A 14,999-nucleotide genomic window follows, 5' to 3' on the forward strand; every position below is an offset into this window, starting at 1 on the left:
AGGATGTGGGTCACATCACGTTCGTCACTACCCCCGAAAAGGGGTGAGTCGTTTGACCACCACTTCGCTGCTACGCCCCCGTGACGCGGACGCGCTGCGCGCCGAGATTCGCTGGGTGGCGCACCGGGCGGGCGTCCCTGTCGTATTCGGTGGCGAGGTGCACGAGGATGCGTTGCTGCTCACCGAGTTCGTCGGCACGATGACCAACGGTCTGCGCGGGCTGACCGTGCTCCGCAGATCCGGCCTCGGCGGCCAGGTGATGGACATGCGCAGGCCCGCGTCGGTGGCGGACTACCGCAACGCCGCCTCCATCACCCACCACTACGACGCTCCGGTCTCGGGCGAGGGCATCCGCGCGGTGCTCGCGGTGCCGGTGGTGGTGGACGACCGCTCGCGCGCGGTGCTCTACGCCGCGACCCGCGGGGCCAGCCCGCTCGGCGATCGCGCCGCCGACCTGATGGTGCAGGCGGGTAAGCGGCTGGCCACCGAGATCGCGATCCGCGACGAGGTGGATCGGCGGCTGCGCCTGCTGGAGGCGTCGGCCACCACGCCCGACACCGCACCCGCGGTCGCGGAGGAGCTACGCGACATCGGCGCCGAGTTGCGCGGCCTGGCCCGCACGGCAGGCGACGAACGAATGCGGGCGCGGCTGCACGGAATCTGCGACCGCCTCGGCCGGGTCCTCACCGGCGAACCCGTCCCCGATGCACCGCGCCTGTCCCGCCGGGAACTGGACGTGCTCGCCGAGATCGCGCTCGGCTGCACCAATCAGGAGGCAGCGCAGCGCCTTTCGCTCGGCGCGGAAACGGTGAAGAGCTACCTGCGCAACGCCATGACCAAACTGGACGCGCACACCCGCCACGAAGCCGTGGTAACGGCGCGGCGGCTCGGCCTGCTCCCCTGATCACCGTGCATTTCGGGTCGGCCGGACGAATTCGCCCGGCCGCCAACGGAATGCGGAGCGCCGCGATGACCTCCCGCGTCGGCGCGGGAATGTGGTCGGCCCTACACTCCCTTGCGTGACAGAGCCTTTCCGTATCGCGGGATTGTCCCTGGACTGCGCCGACCCCGATGCGCTCGCGCGGTTCTACCTCGATCTGCTCGGCGGGCACATGCTGTGGAACAAAGACCGCAGCGCGGCGATCCGCATTCCGTCCGGTCTAGCGGTCATCGCGCAGCGGATCGCCGACTACGAGCCGCCGGTGTGGCCCGGCAGCGCGATCGTGCACCTGGACCTGTCGGCCGACGACGACCTCGATGCGTGCGAGCAGCGTGCCATAGCCCTGGGCGCCGTGCCCGCGCCGACTCAGCCCGGCGACCGGTGGAGGGTGTTGCTCGACCCGGCGGGTCACCCGTTCTGCATCACGACGGCGCAGTTGCCCGACTAGCCCGTTATCGACCCACGAAAATTACTCTGCCGGAATGCTATTCGGCACTCGCCGCAGCATGCCCTGGAGAGGTTCGCAGGGACGATCGCGGCAACGGCGCCGACCCTCGCGTGATCGCCGCCCGATGCCGCCGTCCGATGTCACGCGCGCGATGCGAGCCGACGACGTTCGGCGGCAACGGCGCACGCGGTCGCCGCATGGGGTCGTCCGCCGGGTTCCGCGGTGCGAAGACACGCGGCGGACGAAAGACCCTGTGGGCGTTGTCTCAATCCGGCGGCAGCAGGTCCGGTCGGCGTTCACGGGTGCGAGCGACGGACTGTTCGCGGCGCCAGGCGGCGACCTTCGCGTGGTCGCCGGAGAGCAGGATCGGTGGCACGTCCAGACCGCGCCAGCTGACGGGGCGGGTGTAGGAGGGTCCTTCGAGCAGCCCGTCGGAGAACGAATCCTCTTGGTGGGACTGCTGATTGCCCAGCACGCCGGGCAGCAGCCGCACCACGGCCTCGGTCATGACCAGCACCGCAGCCTCACCGCCGATGAGGACGTAGTCGCCGATGCTCACCTCTTCGACGCGCACCCGGCGCGCGGCGTCGTCGAAGACGCGCTGGTCGATGCCCTCGTAGCGGCCGCAGGCGAACACCAGATGCCGCTCGGCGGCCCAGCGCTGCGCGGTGGCCTGGGTGAACGGCACGCCCGCGGGCGTGGGCACCACGAGCAGCGCGTCGGCGGGACACACCTCGTCCAGCGCGTCGCCCCACACGGTCGGCTTCATGACCATGCCGGGGCCGCCGCCGTACGGCGAATCGTCGACCGACTTGTGCACGTCGTGGGTCCAGCGCCGCAGGTCGTGCACGTCGACGGAGATCAGTCCCTTGTCGATGGCCTTGCCGAGCAGCGCCGTCCGCAGCGGTTCCAGATACTCCGGAAAGATCGTGATGACGTCGAGCCTCATCCCAGCCCCTTCGTTCCACCGAGTTGTCCGCGCCCGGTCGCGACAGCGCGTGGTGTGCCCATCACTCGGGATCGAGCAGGCCCTCGGGCGGATCGATGACCACCAGCCGGTCGGCAATCGACACCGTGGGCACGATCGCGGTGACGAACGGGATCAGGATCTCCCGCCCGTCGTCGGCGGCGCGCACCGAAAGCAGTTCTCCCGCGGCCGAATGCAGCACCTCGGTGACCGTTCCGACGACGGCGCCGTCGGTGAGCTGGACGGTGAGGCCCTCCAGCTCGTGGTCGTAGAACTCGTCCGGATCGTCCGAGGGCGGCAGATCTTCGCTGTCCACCAGGAACAGCGTCCCGCGCAGCGCGTCGGCGGCGGTGCGGTCGGCGATCCCGGCGAGAAACACGAGGAGCCGGCCCGAGTGCTCGCGGGCCGACTCCACGGTGAAGTCGCGAACCTCCGTCGAGCGCGGCAGGCGGCCACGCAAGGTGGCGCCCACCGCGAAACGCTCTTCGGGTTCGTCGGTGCGGATCTCGACGACGAGTTCGCCGCGCACGCCGTGCGACTTGGCGACCCGCCCTACGACGAGTTCCATCTACTGATCGGTGTCGACCACGTCGACCCGGATGCCACGGCCGCCGATGCCTGCGACGAGGGTGCGCAGCGCAGTCGCGGTGCGTCCGCCACGGCCGATCACCTTGCCCAGGTCCTCGGGGTGGACGTGCACCTCGACGGTGCGCCCGCGGCGGCCGGTGATCAGCTCGACGCGGACGTCATCGGGATTGGCGACGATGCCGCGCACCAGGTGCTCGACGGCATCAGCCACGACCGCGCTCACGACTCCACCTCGCTAGCGCTCGGCTCCGTCGCGAGCGCGGTGCGCGCTGTGTCGATGGTTCGCTCGCTGCGCTCGCTCACGATTACTCGGCAGCCTCGGTGGCGGCTTCGGCCTCGGCCTCGTCCTTCTTGGCCTTCTTCTTCGGGGTGACGGCCTCGGCGACCGGCTCGTTCTCGGCGGCGGCGAGCGCGGCGTTGAACAGGTCCAGCTTGGACGGCTTGGCCGGCTTCACCTTCAGCGTGCCTTCGGTGCCCGGCAGGCCCTTGAACTTCTGCCAGTCACCGGTGATCTCCAGGAGGCGCTGCACCGGCTCGGTCGGCTGCGCGCCGACACCCAGCCAGTACTGCACGCGCTCAGAGTCGATCTCGATCAGCGACGGCTCTTCCTTCGGGTGGTACTTGCCGATGGACTCGATGGCCCGGCCGTCACGACGGGTGCGGGCGTCCGCGACGACGACGCGGTACTGCGGGTTGCGGATCTTGCCCATGCGGGTGAGCTTGATGCGAACAGCCATGCTGATCTGCCTCTTTCAGATAGTTGGTCACGGCGCAATTCAGCGACTCGCACGGTCTGCGAGCCCGGTTTTGCGCTTGAAGTGTGTGACCGCCGCGCGGTACGTAACCGGAGACGGGCTGACACTGTCCGGAAGGACGGTGGTCCATTCTGCCAGACCGGGCCGCCCCGCCCGAAATCGCCTCTCGACCTCGGTGACGCGACCGTACCGCTGATCAGGCGGGGCGATAGCGCAGCAGCACCACACCGGAACGGAACGGCTTGCTCTCGACCAGTCGCAGTGCCGGAATCTTCGCGCCCTCGGCGAAGAGCCGGGCGCCGCGGCCGAGCACCACGGGATAGACGAACAACCGGTACTCGTCGACGAGACCGGCGTCGATCAGCTGGTGCACCAGGTCGATGCTTCCGGTGCTGACGATGTCCTTCCCCGGCCGTTCCTTGAGCGCGCGCACCTCGTCGAGGCCGCGCAGCACGGTCGAGTTCTGCCATCCCGGGTCGCCCATCGAGCGCGACACCACGTATTTCGCCATCGTGTTCAGGTCGTCGGTGATGCCGGTCCGATCGTCGGTCTGCTCCGGCCAGTACCCGCGCATGTCCTCGAAGGTGACACGCCCGAACAGCACCGCATCGCAAGCCGCGGTGTGGGTCATCAGCTCGGCCAGGATGTCGGATCGATCGTCCACCGCATCGTTGCCGACCGTGAACCACCCCTCCGTCGCATCGATCACCCCATCCACCGTGATGTTCTCCGTCACCACCAGATCCCGCATCCGCCGACCTCCCTAGTGCGAAAAGCCCTTCTCGACTACCGACGACGCCCCGGCCTCCGATTCATCGGCCAGCGCGCGAATCGGCTGGATCGTGGTCAGCGGTGGCCGGTGACGGGGCCCGCGGAGCGGTGGACGCGGCCGCGCAGGACGACGTATTCGGGGGTGCCGAGGGTCGCGGGTTCGGTGCGCGGGTCGTCGCGGTAGACGACGAAGTCGGCGGGGGCGCCGTGCTCGATGCCCGGGCGGTCGAGCCAGGTGCGCGCGTTCCACGAGGCGGCGCCGAGCGCGTCGTGCGAGGACAGGCCCGCGCCGGTGAGGGCGATGATCTCGTCGGCGATGCGGCCGTGCCGGATGGAACCGCCCGCGTCGGTGCCCGTGTAGAGGGGCACGCCCGCGTCGTACGCGTCGGCGACGGTGCGGCGCACGCGGCGGTGCAGGTCGCGCATGTGGGCGGCGTAGACAGGGAATTTGCCCGCACCGTCGGCGATGGACGGGAAGGTGTCGATGTTGATCAGGGTCGGGACCAGCGCGGTGCCGTGTTCGACCATCATCTCGATGGTCTCGTCGGTGAGCCCGGTGCCGTGCTCGAGGCAATCGATGCCCGCGTCGATCAGGCCGGGCAGAGCGTCCTCGCCGAACACGTGCGCGGTGACCCTGGCGCCGTTGGCGTGCGCGGCGTCGATGGCCTCCTTCAGGACGGCGTCGCTCCACAGCGGACGCAGGTCGCCGACGGAGCGGTCGATCCAATCGCCGACGATCTTCACCCAGCCGTCCCCGAGCCGCGCCTGCTCGGCCACGATCTCCGGAAGGTCGCGCTCGTCGTCGAGTTCGATGCCGAGCTCGCGGATGTAGCGCTTGGGCCGCGCGATGTGCCTGCCCGCCCGGATGATCTTCGGCAGCTCGTCGTGCTCGTCGACGAAGCGGGTATCGATCGGCGACCCGGCGTCGCGGAGCAGCAGCGCACCGGCGTCGCGTTCGGTCACCGCCTGGGCGATCGCGCCTTCGCGGTCCTCGTGGCCACCGCCGTAGCGGATACCGACATGGCAGTGCGCGTCCACCAGGCCGGGCACGATCCACCCTGTGTCACACAGGGTTTCGGCGCCGGACACCGGCTCGAAGGACACCAGCCCGTCGTGCACCCAGAGATCGCGCACCTCGTCGTCCGGCAGAACCACCCCGCGTAGATGCACAGCGACCTCCTGGACCTGCTCGGCTGGTCTCCCAACCTACCTTCGAGCCGTCGCCCGTCGAGAGCGCGTACGCCTACTTCTTGGGGAACTTGAGCTTGGACAGGTCGAAACCGTCGAGGCCAGGCGGCAATTCGTTGAGCCCGGCGGGCATGTTCGACAGGTCGGGCATGCCCGCGGGCATTCCCGGCATCCCCGGCATGGGCATGCCGGGCAGACCGCCGCGCACCTTCGGCGGGGTCGGGCCGCGTCCGCCCTTCTTGCCTTTCTTGCCCTTCTTGCTGCCGCCGCGCCGCGCGCCGGGCAGGCCCATCTGGCGGCCCATCATGGCCATCATCTTCTTGGCCTCGAAGAAGCGGTCGACGAGCTGGTTGACCTCGGAGACCGCGACGCCGGAGCCGTTGGCGATGCGCAGTCGGCGGGAGGCGTTGATGATCTTCGGGTTGTCCCGCTCGGCCGGGGTCATGCCGCGGATGATGGCCTGCACCCGGTCCAGCTGCTTGTCGTCGACCTGGGCGAGCACGTCTTTCATCTGGCCCGCGCCGGGCAGCATGCCGAGCAGGTTGCCGATCGGGCCCATCTTGCGGATCGCCAGCATCTGCTCGAGGAAGTCCTCGAGGGTGAGCTCGCCGCTGCCGATCTTGCGCGCGGCCTCCTCGGCCTGCTGCGCGTCGTAGACCTGCTCGGCCTGCTCGATCAGGGTGAGCACGTCGCCCATGCCGAGGATGCGGCTGGCCATGCGGTCGGGGTGGAAGACGTCGAAGTCCTCCAGCTTCTCGCCGCTGGAGGCGAACATGATCGGCTCGCCGGTGACGTTGCGGACCGAAAGGGCCGCGCCACCACGCGCGTCGCCGTCGAGCTTGGTGAGCACGACGCCGGTGAACCCGACGCCGTCGCGGAACGCCTCGGCCGTGTTGACGGCGTCCTGACCGATCATGGCGTCGAGCACGAACAGCGTCTCGTCCGGCTGCACCGCGTCGCGGATGCCCGCGGCCTGGCGCATCAGCTCCTGATCGATGCCGAGGCGACCGGCGGTGTCGACGATGACCACGTCGTACTGCTTGACGCGCGCCTCCTCGACACCGGCGCGCGCGACCTCGATCGGGTCGGCGGCGGAGATGCCGAGCGGGTTGTCGCCACCGCCGACGGAGGTGCCGGGATGCGGGGCGAACACCGGCGCGCCCGCGCGCTCGCCGACCACCTGCAGCTGGGTGACGGCGCCGGGGCGCTGTAGGTCACAGGCCACCAGCAGCGGCTGATGTCCTTGTCCCTTCAGCCATTTCGCGAGCTTGCCCGCCAGCGTGGTCTTACCGGAGCCCTGCAGACCGGCGAGCATGATCACCGTCGGCGGGTTCTTGGCCAGGTTCAGCCGCCTGGTCTCGCCGCCGAGGATGCCGATCAGTTCCTCGTTGACGATCTTGACGACCTGCTGGGCCGGATTCAGCGCCCCGGAGACCTCGGCGCCCTTGGCGCGCTCCTTGATCTTGGCGATGAAACCGCGCACCACGGGCAGCGCGACGTCGGCCTCGAGCAGCGCCAAGCGGATCTCACGGCACGTGGCGTCGATGTCGGCCGGTGACAGACGCCCCTTACCACGCAGATCCTTGAGGGCACCGGTAAGCCGGTCGGACAGGGATTCGAACACCGATCGCGCTCCTGATCTCGAGTGACGTCAACTTCCTCCCAGCGTAATGGGATCGCCTGCGTGTTCGCGCAGGCGGTGCGTCCTTCGAGCGGAGCGCGGTATTTATTCGAGTGCGCGACGGCGTGGTTTGGAAGTCTTGCGGTAGTCGTGGTTCTCCAGCCGGACCATGTACGCGGCCTCCCGGCCGGTCAGTCCGAGCTCGAGCGCCAGATCGTCGAGCATCGCCCAGTCCGCGCCCTCCGGCGCGTCGGGCGTGGTGGAAACCGTGGAGGCGATGGTCATCGCGGTCACGGCCTGCCGTCCGGTCAAGGTCCGGCCGGGCAACCAGGAAACGACCCATCGATCTCCGCCGACACACCGCGCCATGTGCGTGGTCTCGTCGCTCGTCATCATCGAAGCCGAAACAACCTCAATTGCCACCGACCTGCTCCCCTCGTGCTCGCGATAGCCAGACGCTCTGATAGTAGGGTGCGTCACGGCGCACGGAGCGAAGATCCAGCAAATCGCGTGCAACGCCGTCGTCCGCGCCGAGGCACGGCCCGTCGCGGCTCAGGAAACGTTGTCGGGAAGCGCCGGGTCCGGCGTCTTCGGCGCGGGTCGCGGCACCACGTCCAGCACCGCCTTCTCGATGGCGTCGCGGCGCTGCGGCGCGTCTTCGCCACCCAGCTCGAGGCAGAACGAGTCGACCACGGCCGAACCCATGGTGACCACCTTCGCCCAGCGCACGTTCGCTCCGCAGCCCGCGAACGCCGCGGCCAACCGGCTCAGCAGCCCCACGCGATCCTCGGCGCGCAGCTCCAGGATCACCTGGCCCGGCGTCGAGGTCGACGACCAGATCATCCGCGGCTGGGCCTGGGCGTACGGGCTCGGGCCCACTCCGCTCGCCTCGCGTTCGCGCTTGGCGAGCAGCGCGGGCAGATCGAGGTCCCCGGCGATGGCCCTGATCAGTTCCTGGCGCAGCAAACCCGCGTCCGGCGGGTCGCCGAACTTGGGCGAGACCACGAAGGTGTTGACGGCCGACGCGCCCTCGCCGCCGAGCGAGGCGGAGAGCACCCGCAGCGAATGCAGCGCGAGCACGCCCGCGGCGTCGGAGAGCAAACCGGGCGTGTCCGGCGCGATCACCGTCACCACATAGGTGTACTTGCCCTCGCCTGGCTTCAGGTCGACGTGAACGCCGCCCGCCGCCGCCTTGGCCAGCAACTCCGGCGCGATGGGCTCGGGGGTCGGCAGTTCGAAGCCCGCCATGACCGTGCGGCAGCGCCGCACCAGATCGCCGATGAGCGAGGCCTTCCAGTCGCCCCAGACGCCGGGGCCGGTGGCCAGCGAGTCGGCCTCGGCCAGCGTGTGCAGCAGTTCCAGCAGCTGCACGTCGCCGTCGAGCGCGTCGACGACGAGCTGCACCGTGTCCGGGTCCGCGAGGTCGCGGCGGGTCGCGGTCTCCGGGAGCAGCAGGTGGTGGCGGACCACGGCGCTGAGCGTGCGCACGTCGGAGGGCCACAGCCCGAGCCTGCGGCCGATGTGGGTGGCCAGCTCGGCGCCGACCACGCTGTGATCGCCGGCGCGGCCCTTGCCGATGTCGTGCAGCAGCGCGCCGAGCAGGAGCAGGTCGGGGCGGGCCACCCGCGTGCTGAGCGCGCTCGCGTACGCGACGCTCTCCATCAGATGACGGTCGACGGTCCAGGTGTGCAAGGCGTCGCGCGGCGGCAGATCACGCACCGCGCCCCATTCCGGCAGCAGCCTGCCCCACAGCCCGGTGCGATCCAGCGCCTCGATCGCGTCGATGGTGCCGCGCCCGGCGCCGAGCAACACGAGCAGATCGTTGAGCGCGTCCTTCGGCCACGGCTCGCGCAGCTCGGGCGCGTCCTCGGAGAGGCGGTTCAGCGTAGTGGCCGACATCGGCAGCCCGGTCTGCGCCGATGCGGCGGCAACCCGCAGGATGAGCCCCGGATCGCGTTGCGGCCGCGCGTCTCTGGCCAGCACCACCTCGCCCGCGTGTTCGACCACCCCCTCATCGAGTGGTCGTCGCACGGGCATGCGGCGCAGTCGAGCGAGGCCGCGGCGCGGCAGCGCGTTGGCGGCCGTGCGCAGTCCGACGTCGACGGAGTAGCTGACCGTCCGCGCCGAATCGCTCAGCGTGCGAGCGAGATCGAACCGATCGCCGATGCGCAGGGCGGCGCCGATCTCGTCGGCGTCCTGCGCGCGCAGCTGATCGCGGGATCGTCCCGCGACACGGTGCAGCTCGGTGCGAACGTCGAGCAAACGACGCTGCGCTTGTTTCACGCCGCCGCCGGGCACATCAGGACCCAGCCCCGGCATGGCGTCGGTCAGCTGGGCGACGGCCAGCGCGTCCAGCAGTTGGATGTCGCGCAGCCCGCCGCGGCCGTTCTTCAGATCGGGCTCGGCGCGGTGCGCGATCTCGCCGCTGCGCTGCCAGCGGGCCTGTGCCTGGGCGATCAGCTCGTCGAAGCGGTTGCGGATTCCGGTGCGCCACTCGCGGCGCACCCCGCCGATCAGCAGGTTGCTCAACTCCACGTCGCCGACGATGTGCCGGGCCTCGAGCATGCCGAGGGCCGCGATCAGATCGTCGTTGGCGACCCGCAGCGCTTGGGGGACGGTCCGCACGCTGTGGTCGAGTTTGATGTGGGCGTCCCAGAGCGGATACCAGAGCTGGTCGGCGACCTCGGCCACCCTGGCCGGATCGACGTCGTCGTGCAACAACACCAGATCCAGATCCGAGTAGGGCAGCATCTCCCTGCGCCCGAGCCCGCCGACCGCCACCACCGCGAGACCGCTGTCGGCGGTGATACCCAGCTCGGCGCCCTTGCTGGTGAGCCACAGTTCGAAGAGGTCGACCAGCGCCGACCGGAGGGACTCGGCGTCCAATCGCGGATTGCGCGGCATGCCGCCGTCGAGCAGCTGATCTCGCGCGGCGACCAGATCGGCCGCCCCGTTGGAGACCCGTTCGCCGTTGTCCTGCTTGCCGTTTCCGCTACTGCTGCCCACAACCCACCGCCCAATTCAATGCGTGCGGCCCCGCCCCTACCGGTCTCCGGTGGGAGCGGGGCCGCCGCTCGTTGTCCCGTATCGCATGCGCGCCGCTCACGGGCCCTTCGTGGTCACGCTGCGCTACCGCCTCCGGGCCCGATGCTCACGCCGCGGTTACAGCGCGTCGGTACCGCGTTCGCCGGTCCGCACGCGGATGATCGACTCCACCGGAGTGACCCAGACCTTGCCGTCACCGATCTTGCCGGTGCGCGAGGCCTCGACGATCACCTCGACGACCTTGTCGACCGACGCGTCGTCCACGACGACCTCGACGCGCACCTTCGGCACGAAGTCCACCGAGTACTCGGCGCCGCGGTAGACCTCGGTGTGGCCCTTCTGCCGCCCGTAACCCTGCACCTCGCTGACGGTCATGCCGAGCACGCCAGCCTGCTCGAGCCCGGACTTGACGTCCTCGAGCGTGAACGGTTTGACGATTGCGGTGATCAGTTTCATGTCGTCATGCCTCCTTGACGAGCGAGCGTGCCGTGCCACCCACAGCAGCGAAATCGTATGCGGTTTCCGCGTGCTCGGACTCGTCCAGGCCCACCGACTCGCCCTCGTCCGTCGCGCGCAGACCGATCGTGAACTTCACGATGTAAGCGATCACCGCCGTCGCGACCAGGGAGTACGCAAGCACGGTGAACGCACCGACAGCCTGCAGCTTCAACTGCTCGATCCCACCACCGTAGAACAAGCCTTCGACCGCCGCCGGAGCTTCGGGCGCGGCGACCAGGCCCACCATCAGGGTGCCGACGAGACCGCCGACCAGGTGCACGCCGACCACGTCGAGCGAGTCGTCGAAGCCGAACTTGAACTTCAGGCCGACCGCGAGGGCGCACAGCGCACCCGCGACCACGCCGATGGCCAGCGCGCCGACGACGTTCACCGAGGAACAGGCCGGGGTGATGGCCACCAGACCGGCGACGATGCCCGAGGCCGCACCCAGCGAGGTGGGGTGGCCGTCGCGGATCTTCTCCACCAGGAGCCAGGCCAGCATGGCGGCGGCGGTGGCGATGGTGGTGGTCAGGAAGGTCGCGCCCGCGATGCCGTTGGAGCCGACCGCCGAACCGGCGTTGAAGCCGTACCAGCCGAACCACAGCAGACCGGCGCCGAGCATGACGAACGGCAGGTTGTGCGGGCGGAACGGCGTGCCCGGCCAGCCCTTGCGCTTGCCGAGCACGATCGCGAGCACCAGACCGGCGGCGCCGGCGTTGATGTGGACCGCGGTACCACCGGCGAAGTCGATGGCCTTCAGGTTGTTGGCGATCCAGCCGCCCTCTTCACCGGTGTAGCCATCGAAGGCAAAGACCCAGTGCGCGACCGGGAAGTACACGACGGTGACCCAGATACCGGCGAACGCCAGCCAGGAGCCGAACTTCAAGCGGTCGGCGACCGCGCCCGAGATGAGTGCAACGGTGATGATCGCGAACATGAGCTGGAACGCGACGAACACCGACAGCGGAATGGTTCCGTTCAGGGGAACCGCGGCCGGGGCCGCCGGGTCGGTGGAGGCAAGGTAGCTACCGCCGAAAACGCTCTTCAGGCCGAAATACTGTCCCGGGTCACCGATGAGGTTCGCTTTGTCCTCACCGAAGGTCATGGAGAAGCCGTACAGCGACCACAGGATCGTTACCAGTCCCATGGCGCTGATGCTCATCATGATCATGTTCAGCACGTTCTTGCTGCGGACCATGCCGCCGTAGAAGAACGCGAGTCCGGGTGTCATCAGAAGCACGAGTGCTGAACTCGCCAGCATCCATGCGGTGTCACCGGCGTCCGGCGCGCCGATTACGGGAAATGCCACCTTAATGTCCTCCTCATCTCGGGCCCAGCCGCCTTCGGCAAATGGACCTGCACAGAAGGGTCGCCATTCGGTGTTTCATCCGTTGAGCTGTCGTGTTGCGCCTGCGTGAACGGATAGCGCCGTTGTGTTGCTACCACGTTTCGTGGTGTACACCACACGTTTCCCGCCTGGTGTGAGGTTTGTGTCGGCGCACCGCGGCGACCGGTTACCTGCGAGTAGGACACCGCAAACTTTCCGTTCACCGACCTGCGCGGCGGAACTCTCGAGATCGGTGGCGGAATGCTCGAGAGAAAGGGCGTGAAAGCGGCCTGAAAGCGGACTCGGACCTCGATCGTCCGCTATCGATGCGCAAATGTCGGACGGCCGAGCGGTGTCCGCTCGGCCGTCCGACGTGATGCCGAAACCGGGCTCAGCCGAGGAGCGCGTCCACGAAGGCGCCGGGCTCGAACGGCGCCAGATCGTCCGCGCCTTCGCCGAGACCGACCAGTTTCACCGGCACGCCGAGCTCGTGCTGCACCTGGAAGACGATGCCGCCCTTGGCGGTCCCGTCCAGCTTGGTCAGCACCACGCCGCTGATGTCGACGACCTCGGCGAACACCCGCGCCTGCATCAGGCCGTTCTGCCCGACGGTGGCGTCCAGCACCAGCAGGACCTCGTCGACCTCGGCCTTCTTCTCCACGACGCGCTTGACCTTGCCGAGCTCGTCCATCAGGCCGGTCTTGGTGTGCAGGCGGCCCGCGGTGTCGACGAGCACCACGTCGACACCGCGCTCGATGCCCGCGCTGACCGCGTCGAACGCGACCGCGGCCGGGTCGGCGCCCTCCTTGCCGCGCACCGTCTCCGCGCCGACCCGCTCGCCCCAGGTCTGCAACTGGTCGGCGGCCGCGGCACGGAAGGTGTCGGCCGCGCCGAGCAGCACCCGGCGGCCGTCGGCGACCAGGACCCTGGCCAGCTTGCCGGTGGTGGTGGTCTTCCCGGTGCCGTTGACGCCGACGACCAGCAAAATCGACGGATGGTCGGCGTGCGGCAGCGCGCGGATGGAACGGTCCAGCTCGGGACGCAGCGCCTCGACCAGCACGTCGCGCAGCACGGCGCGGGCCTGGTCGGTGGTGCGCACGCTGCGCGCGGCCATCTCCTCGCGCAGGCGGCCGACCACGGCGCTGGTGCTCGCGGTGCCGAGATCGGCGAGGACGAGGGTGTCCTCGATCTCTTCCCAGGAGTCCTCGTCCAGGTCGCCGCCGCCGAGCAGTCCGAGCAAGCTCTTGCCGACCGCGTTCTGCGAACGGGATAGTCGGCCGCGCAGACGGACCAGGCGGCCCGCGGTGGGCTCGATCTCCTCGAGTGCGGGAGCGGTCTCGGCGGCGGCCGCGGTGTCGGGCACGACCGGGGCCGGTCCGACGGTCGTCTCGGGCTCGGCGACCGCCGTGTCGGACGGTGCGGGCGGCTCGACCGAAGTCGCCGGCTCGTCGACGGGGAGCTGGTCGGCCGGGGCCTGGTCGGTCGCTTGCGTATCGGCGAGGGTCTCCGGATCGGCGGGAGCCTGCGATTCCGGAGCGGCCTGCGTCGCGGCGGACGTGCCGTCCTGCGCCGATTCGACCGGCTCGGCCGTCGGTCCCTCGGGTTCCGCGAGGACGTCGGCGTCCGGCAGCGCCACATTGGTGATGCCGCGCCGCGGGGCGTCGCGCGGGACGGCCGCGTCGTCACCGACGTGCGGTTGCCCCTCGGTGTCGGTCCGTTCCAGGTTCGGTTGCGGGCTCGGTTCCGGGCGTGTCGCGGTCGCCGCGCCGCCCTGACTGAAGTTGAACCCGCCCGCCGCCGTGTAGCCGCCCGACCGATCGGTCAGCTCCTTCTCCGGCGCCGACGCCGTGATCGAGACGCGGCGGCGCCTGTGCAGCACGAATCCGCCGACGAACGCCACCAGTAGCAGGGCGGCGATCGCGGCTATCAGAATCCAGACTTCGGAACTCACGCCGACCATCCTTGCAGAACGTCGCATCGCCGCTGATAGGCGCGGTCCGCCGACCGCGCCCACGCCGGGCTCGCGCCGACGCGCCATGTGAGTCCGATCACCGGCGCGACCATCCCATTACACGCGCGGCCCGAGATGGTCCCGCCACGGTCCGCACACGGCGGGAGCGAAGGCGGCGGCACGCGACCGGCGCGGTCGCACCCGGTCCTCCGGACACCCGCACCCGGCCGGAGCAGCGGCGCAACCGCGCCTTATCACGCCACGCGCGAGACCGAGACACAGCCCCCGAGATTTCTTGTCCTGCGGAACTTCTCGCGAACTGACAATAGGATCGGCGACGTGACCGATCGAAACGTGCTTGGGGGGCCGCTGGAAGAGTGCGGCACCGATCCTCTGACCGGTTTCTACCGGGACGGCTGCTGCAGCACCGGGCCGGAGGATCTGGGCAGCCATACCGTGTGCACCGTCGTCACGGCCGAGTTCCTCGAACATCAGGCGTCCATCGGCAACGACCTCAGTACGCCGCGCCCGGAGAACAACTTCCCCGGCCTGCAGCCGGGTGACCGGTGGTGCGTGGTGGCGGTGCGCTGGCTGCACGCCCACGAGGACGGCGTCGCCGCACCCGTGGTGCTCGCGGCCACCCACGAGAACGCCCTGGAAGTGATCTCGATGGACATCCTGCGCAAGTACGCCGTCGACGTCCCCGACGATGTGAGCGATCTGCTGTAGGCCTGCCCGGGGCTATCCCGGTCCTTCCTCGCACCACGCGTCCGATCGCGGCTACCCGTTCCTGATCGATCGGCGGTGAACGGCAACCGCAGCCACCGTCGGCCCGAATGTCTCTCGCGGCCGGGCTGTTTCCGCGCCGAGCCCCGCCTGGTGGGCGCTCGGCAATCCGCG

At 69.6% G+C, this 14,999-nt stretch carries 15 protein-coding genes; 3 read left to right on the forward strand and 12 right to left on the reverse strand.

The features are described from left to right. Positions 1–52 precede the first annotated feature (52 nt). Together AC3ERS_RS19690 and AC3ERS_RS19695 are read left to right on the forward strand one after the other, a co-directional pair. Complete coding sequence (locus AC3ERS_RS19690) at positions 53–904, forward strand: helix-turn-helix transcriptional regulator (protein WP_431969486.1); 852 nt, start codon at positions 53–55, stop codon at positions 902–904. A 115-nt stretch (positions 905–1,019) separates the two neighbouring features. Beyond that, positions 1,020–1,388 (forward strand): VOC family protein, encoded by a 369-nt coding sequence (locus tag AC3ERS_RS19695; protein ID WP_431969487.1) that lies wholly within the window; start codon positions 1,020–1,022, stop codon positions 1,386–1,388. 265 nt (positions 1,389–1,653) lie between these two features. Here the strand turns inward: AC3ERS_RS19695 and trmD are convergent, their stop codons facing one another. From trmD to ftsY, 12 genes are all read right to left on the reverse strand, one after another. Next, positions 1,654–2,337, reverse strand: a complete 684-nt coding sequence (trmD, locus tag AC3ERS_RS19700; RefSeq protein ID WP_431969488.1) for a tRNA (guanosine(37)-N1)-methyltransferase TrmD — start codon at positions 2,335–2,337, stop codon at positions 1,654–1,656. Positions 2,338–2,398: 61 nt separating this feature from the next. After that, a complete protein-coding gene (gene rimM, locus AC3ERS_RS19705; RefSeq protein ID WP_431969489.1) occupies positions 2,399–2,923 on the reverse strand; it encodes a ribosome maturation factor RimM in 525 nt (174 codons plus the stop codon). Next, a complete protein-coding gene (locus AC3ERS_RS19710) occupies positions 2,924–3,166 on the reverse strand; it encodes an RNA-binding protein (RefSeq protein ID WP_067782143.1) in 243 nt (80 codons plus the stop codon). Positions 3,167–3,248: 82 nt separating this feature from the next. After that, positions 3,249–3,680, reverse strand: coding sequence for a 30S ribosomal protein S16 (rpsP, locus tag AC3ERS_RS19715; RefSeq protein WP_431969490.1), 432 nt, complete (start codon positions 3,678–3,680; stop codon positions 3,249–3,251). Between the two features lie 214 nt (positions 3,681–3,894). After that, positions 3,895–4,449: a dihydrofolate reductase family protein gene (locus tag AC3ERS_RS19720; RefSeq protein WP_431969491.1), complete on the reverse strand. Its 555-nt coding sequence runs from the start codon at positions 4,447–4,449 to the stop codon at positions 3,895–3,897. Between the two features lie 95 nt (positions 4,450–4,544). After that, a complete protein-coding gene (locus tag AC3ERS_RS19725; protein ID WP_431969492.1) occupies positions 4,545–5,639 on the reverse strand; it encodes an amidohydrolase family protein in 1,095 nt (364 codons plus the stop codon). A 73-nt stretch (positions 5,640–5,712) separates the two neighbouring features. Continuing rightward, the gene (gene ffh / locus AC3ERS_RS19730) at positions 5,713–7,281 is read right to left on the reverse strand and encodes a signal recognition particle protein (RefSeq protein WP_431969493.1); all 1,569 of its coding nucleotides are present in this window, start codon (positions 7,279–7,281) and stop codon (positions 5,713–5,715) included. 102 nt (positions 7,282–7,383) lie between these two features. Beyond that, entirely contained in the window at positions 7,384–7,701 is a 318-nt protein-coding gene (locus tag AC3ERS_RS19735; RefSeq protein ID WP_245668712.1) for a hypothetical protein, read from the reverse strand. Between the two features lie 129 nt (positions 7,702–7,830). Further along, complete coding sequence (locus AC3ERS_RS19740; protein ID WP_431969494.1) at positions 7,831–10,284, reverse strand: [protein-PII] uridylyltransferase; 2,454 nt, start codon at positions 10,282–10,284, stop codon at positions 7,831–7,833. Between the two features lie 156 nt (positions 10,285–10,440). Continuing rightward, positions 10,441–10,779 carry a P-II family nitrogen regulator gene (locus AC3ERS_RS19745; protein WP_040868325.1) on the reverse strand — a complete coding sequence of 113 codons (339 nt, stop codon included), beginning with the start codon at positions 10,777–10,779 and terminating at the stop codon, positions 10,441–10,443. 4 nt (positions 10,780–10,783) lie between these two features. After that, positions 10,784–12,082: an ammonium transporter gene (locus tag AC3ERS_RS19750; RefSeq protein ID WP_431969546.1), complete on the reverse strand. Its 1,299-nt coding sequence runs from the start codon at positions 12,080–12,082 to the stop codon at positions 10,784–10,786. Positions 12,083–12,539: 457 nt separating this feature from the next. Further along, entirely contained in the window at positions 12,540–14,108 is a 1,569-nt protein-coding gene (gene ftsY, locus AC3ERS_RS19755) for a signal recognition particle-docking protein FtsY (RefSeq protein WP_431969495.1), read from the reverse strand. 330 nt (positions 14,109–14,438) lie between these two features. On the opposite strand from ftsY, the gene AC3ERS_RS19760 reads away from it, so the two are divergent. Further along, entirely contained in the window at positions 14,439–14,828 is a 390-nt protein-coding gene (locus AC3ERS_RS19760; RefSeq protein ID WP_019048221.1) for a DUF2237 family protein, read from the forward strand. The last annotated feature ends 171 nt before the right edge of the window (positions 14,829–14,999 follow it).

It is taken from the genome of Nocardia sp. bgisy134, assembly GCF_057708325.1.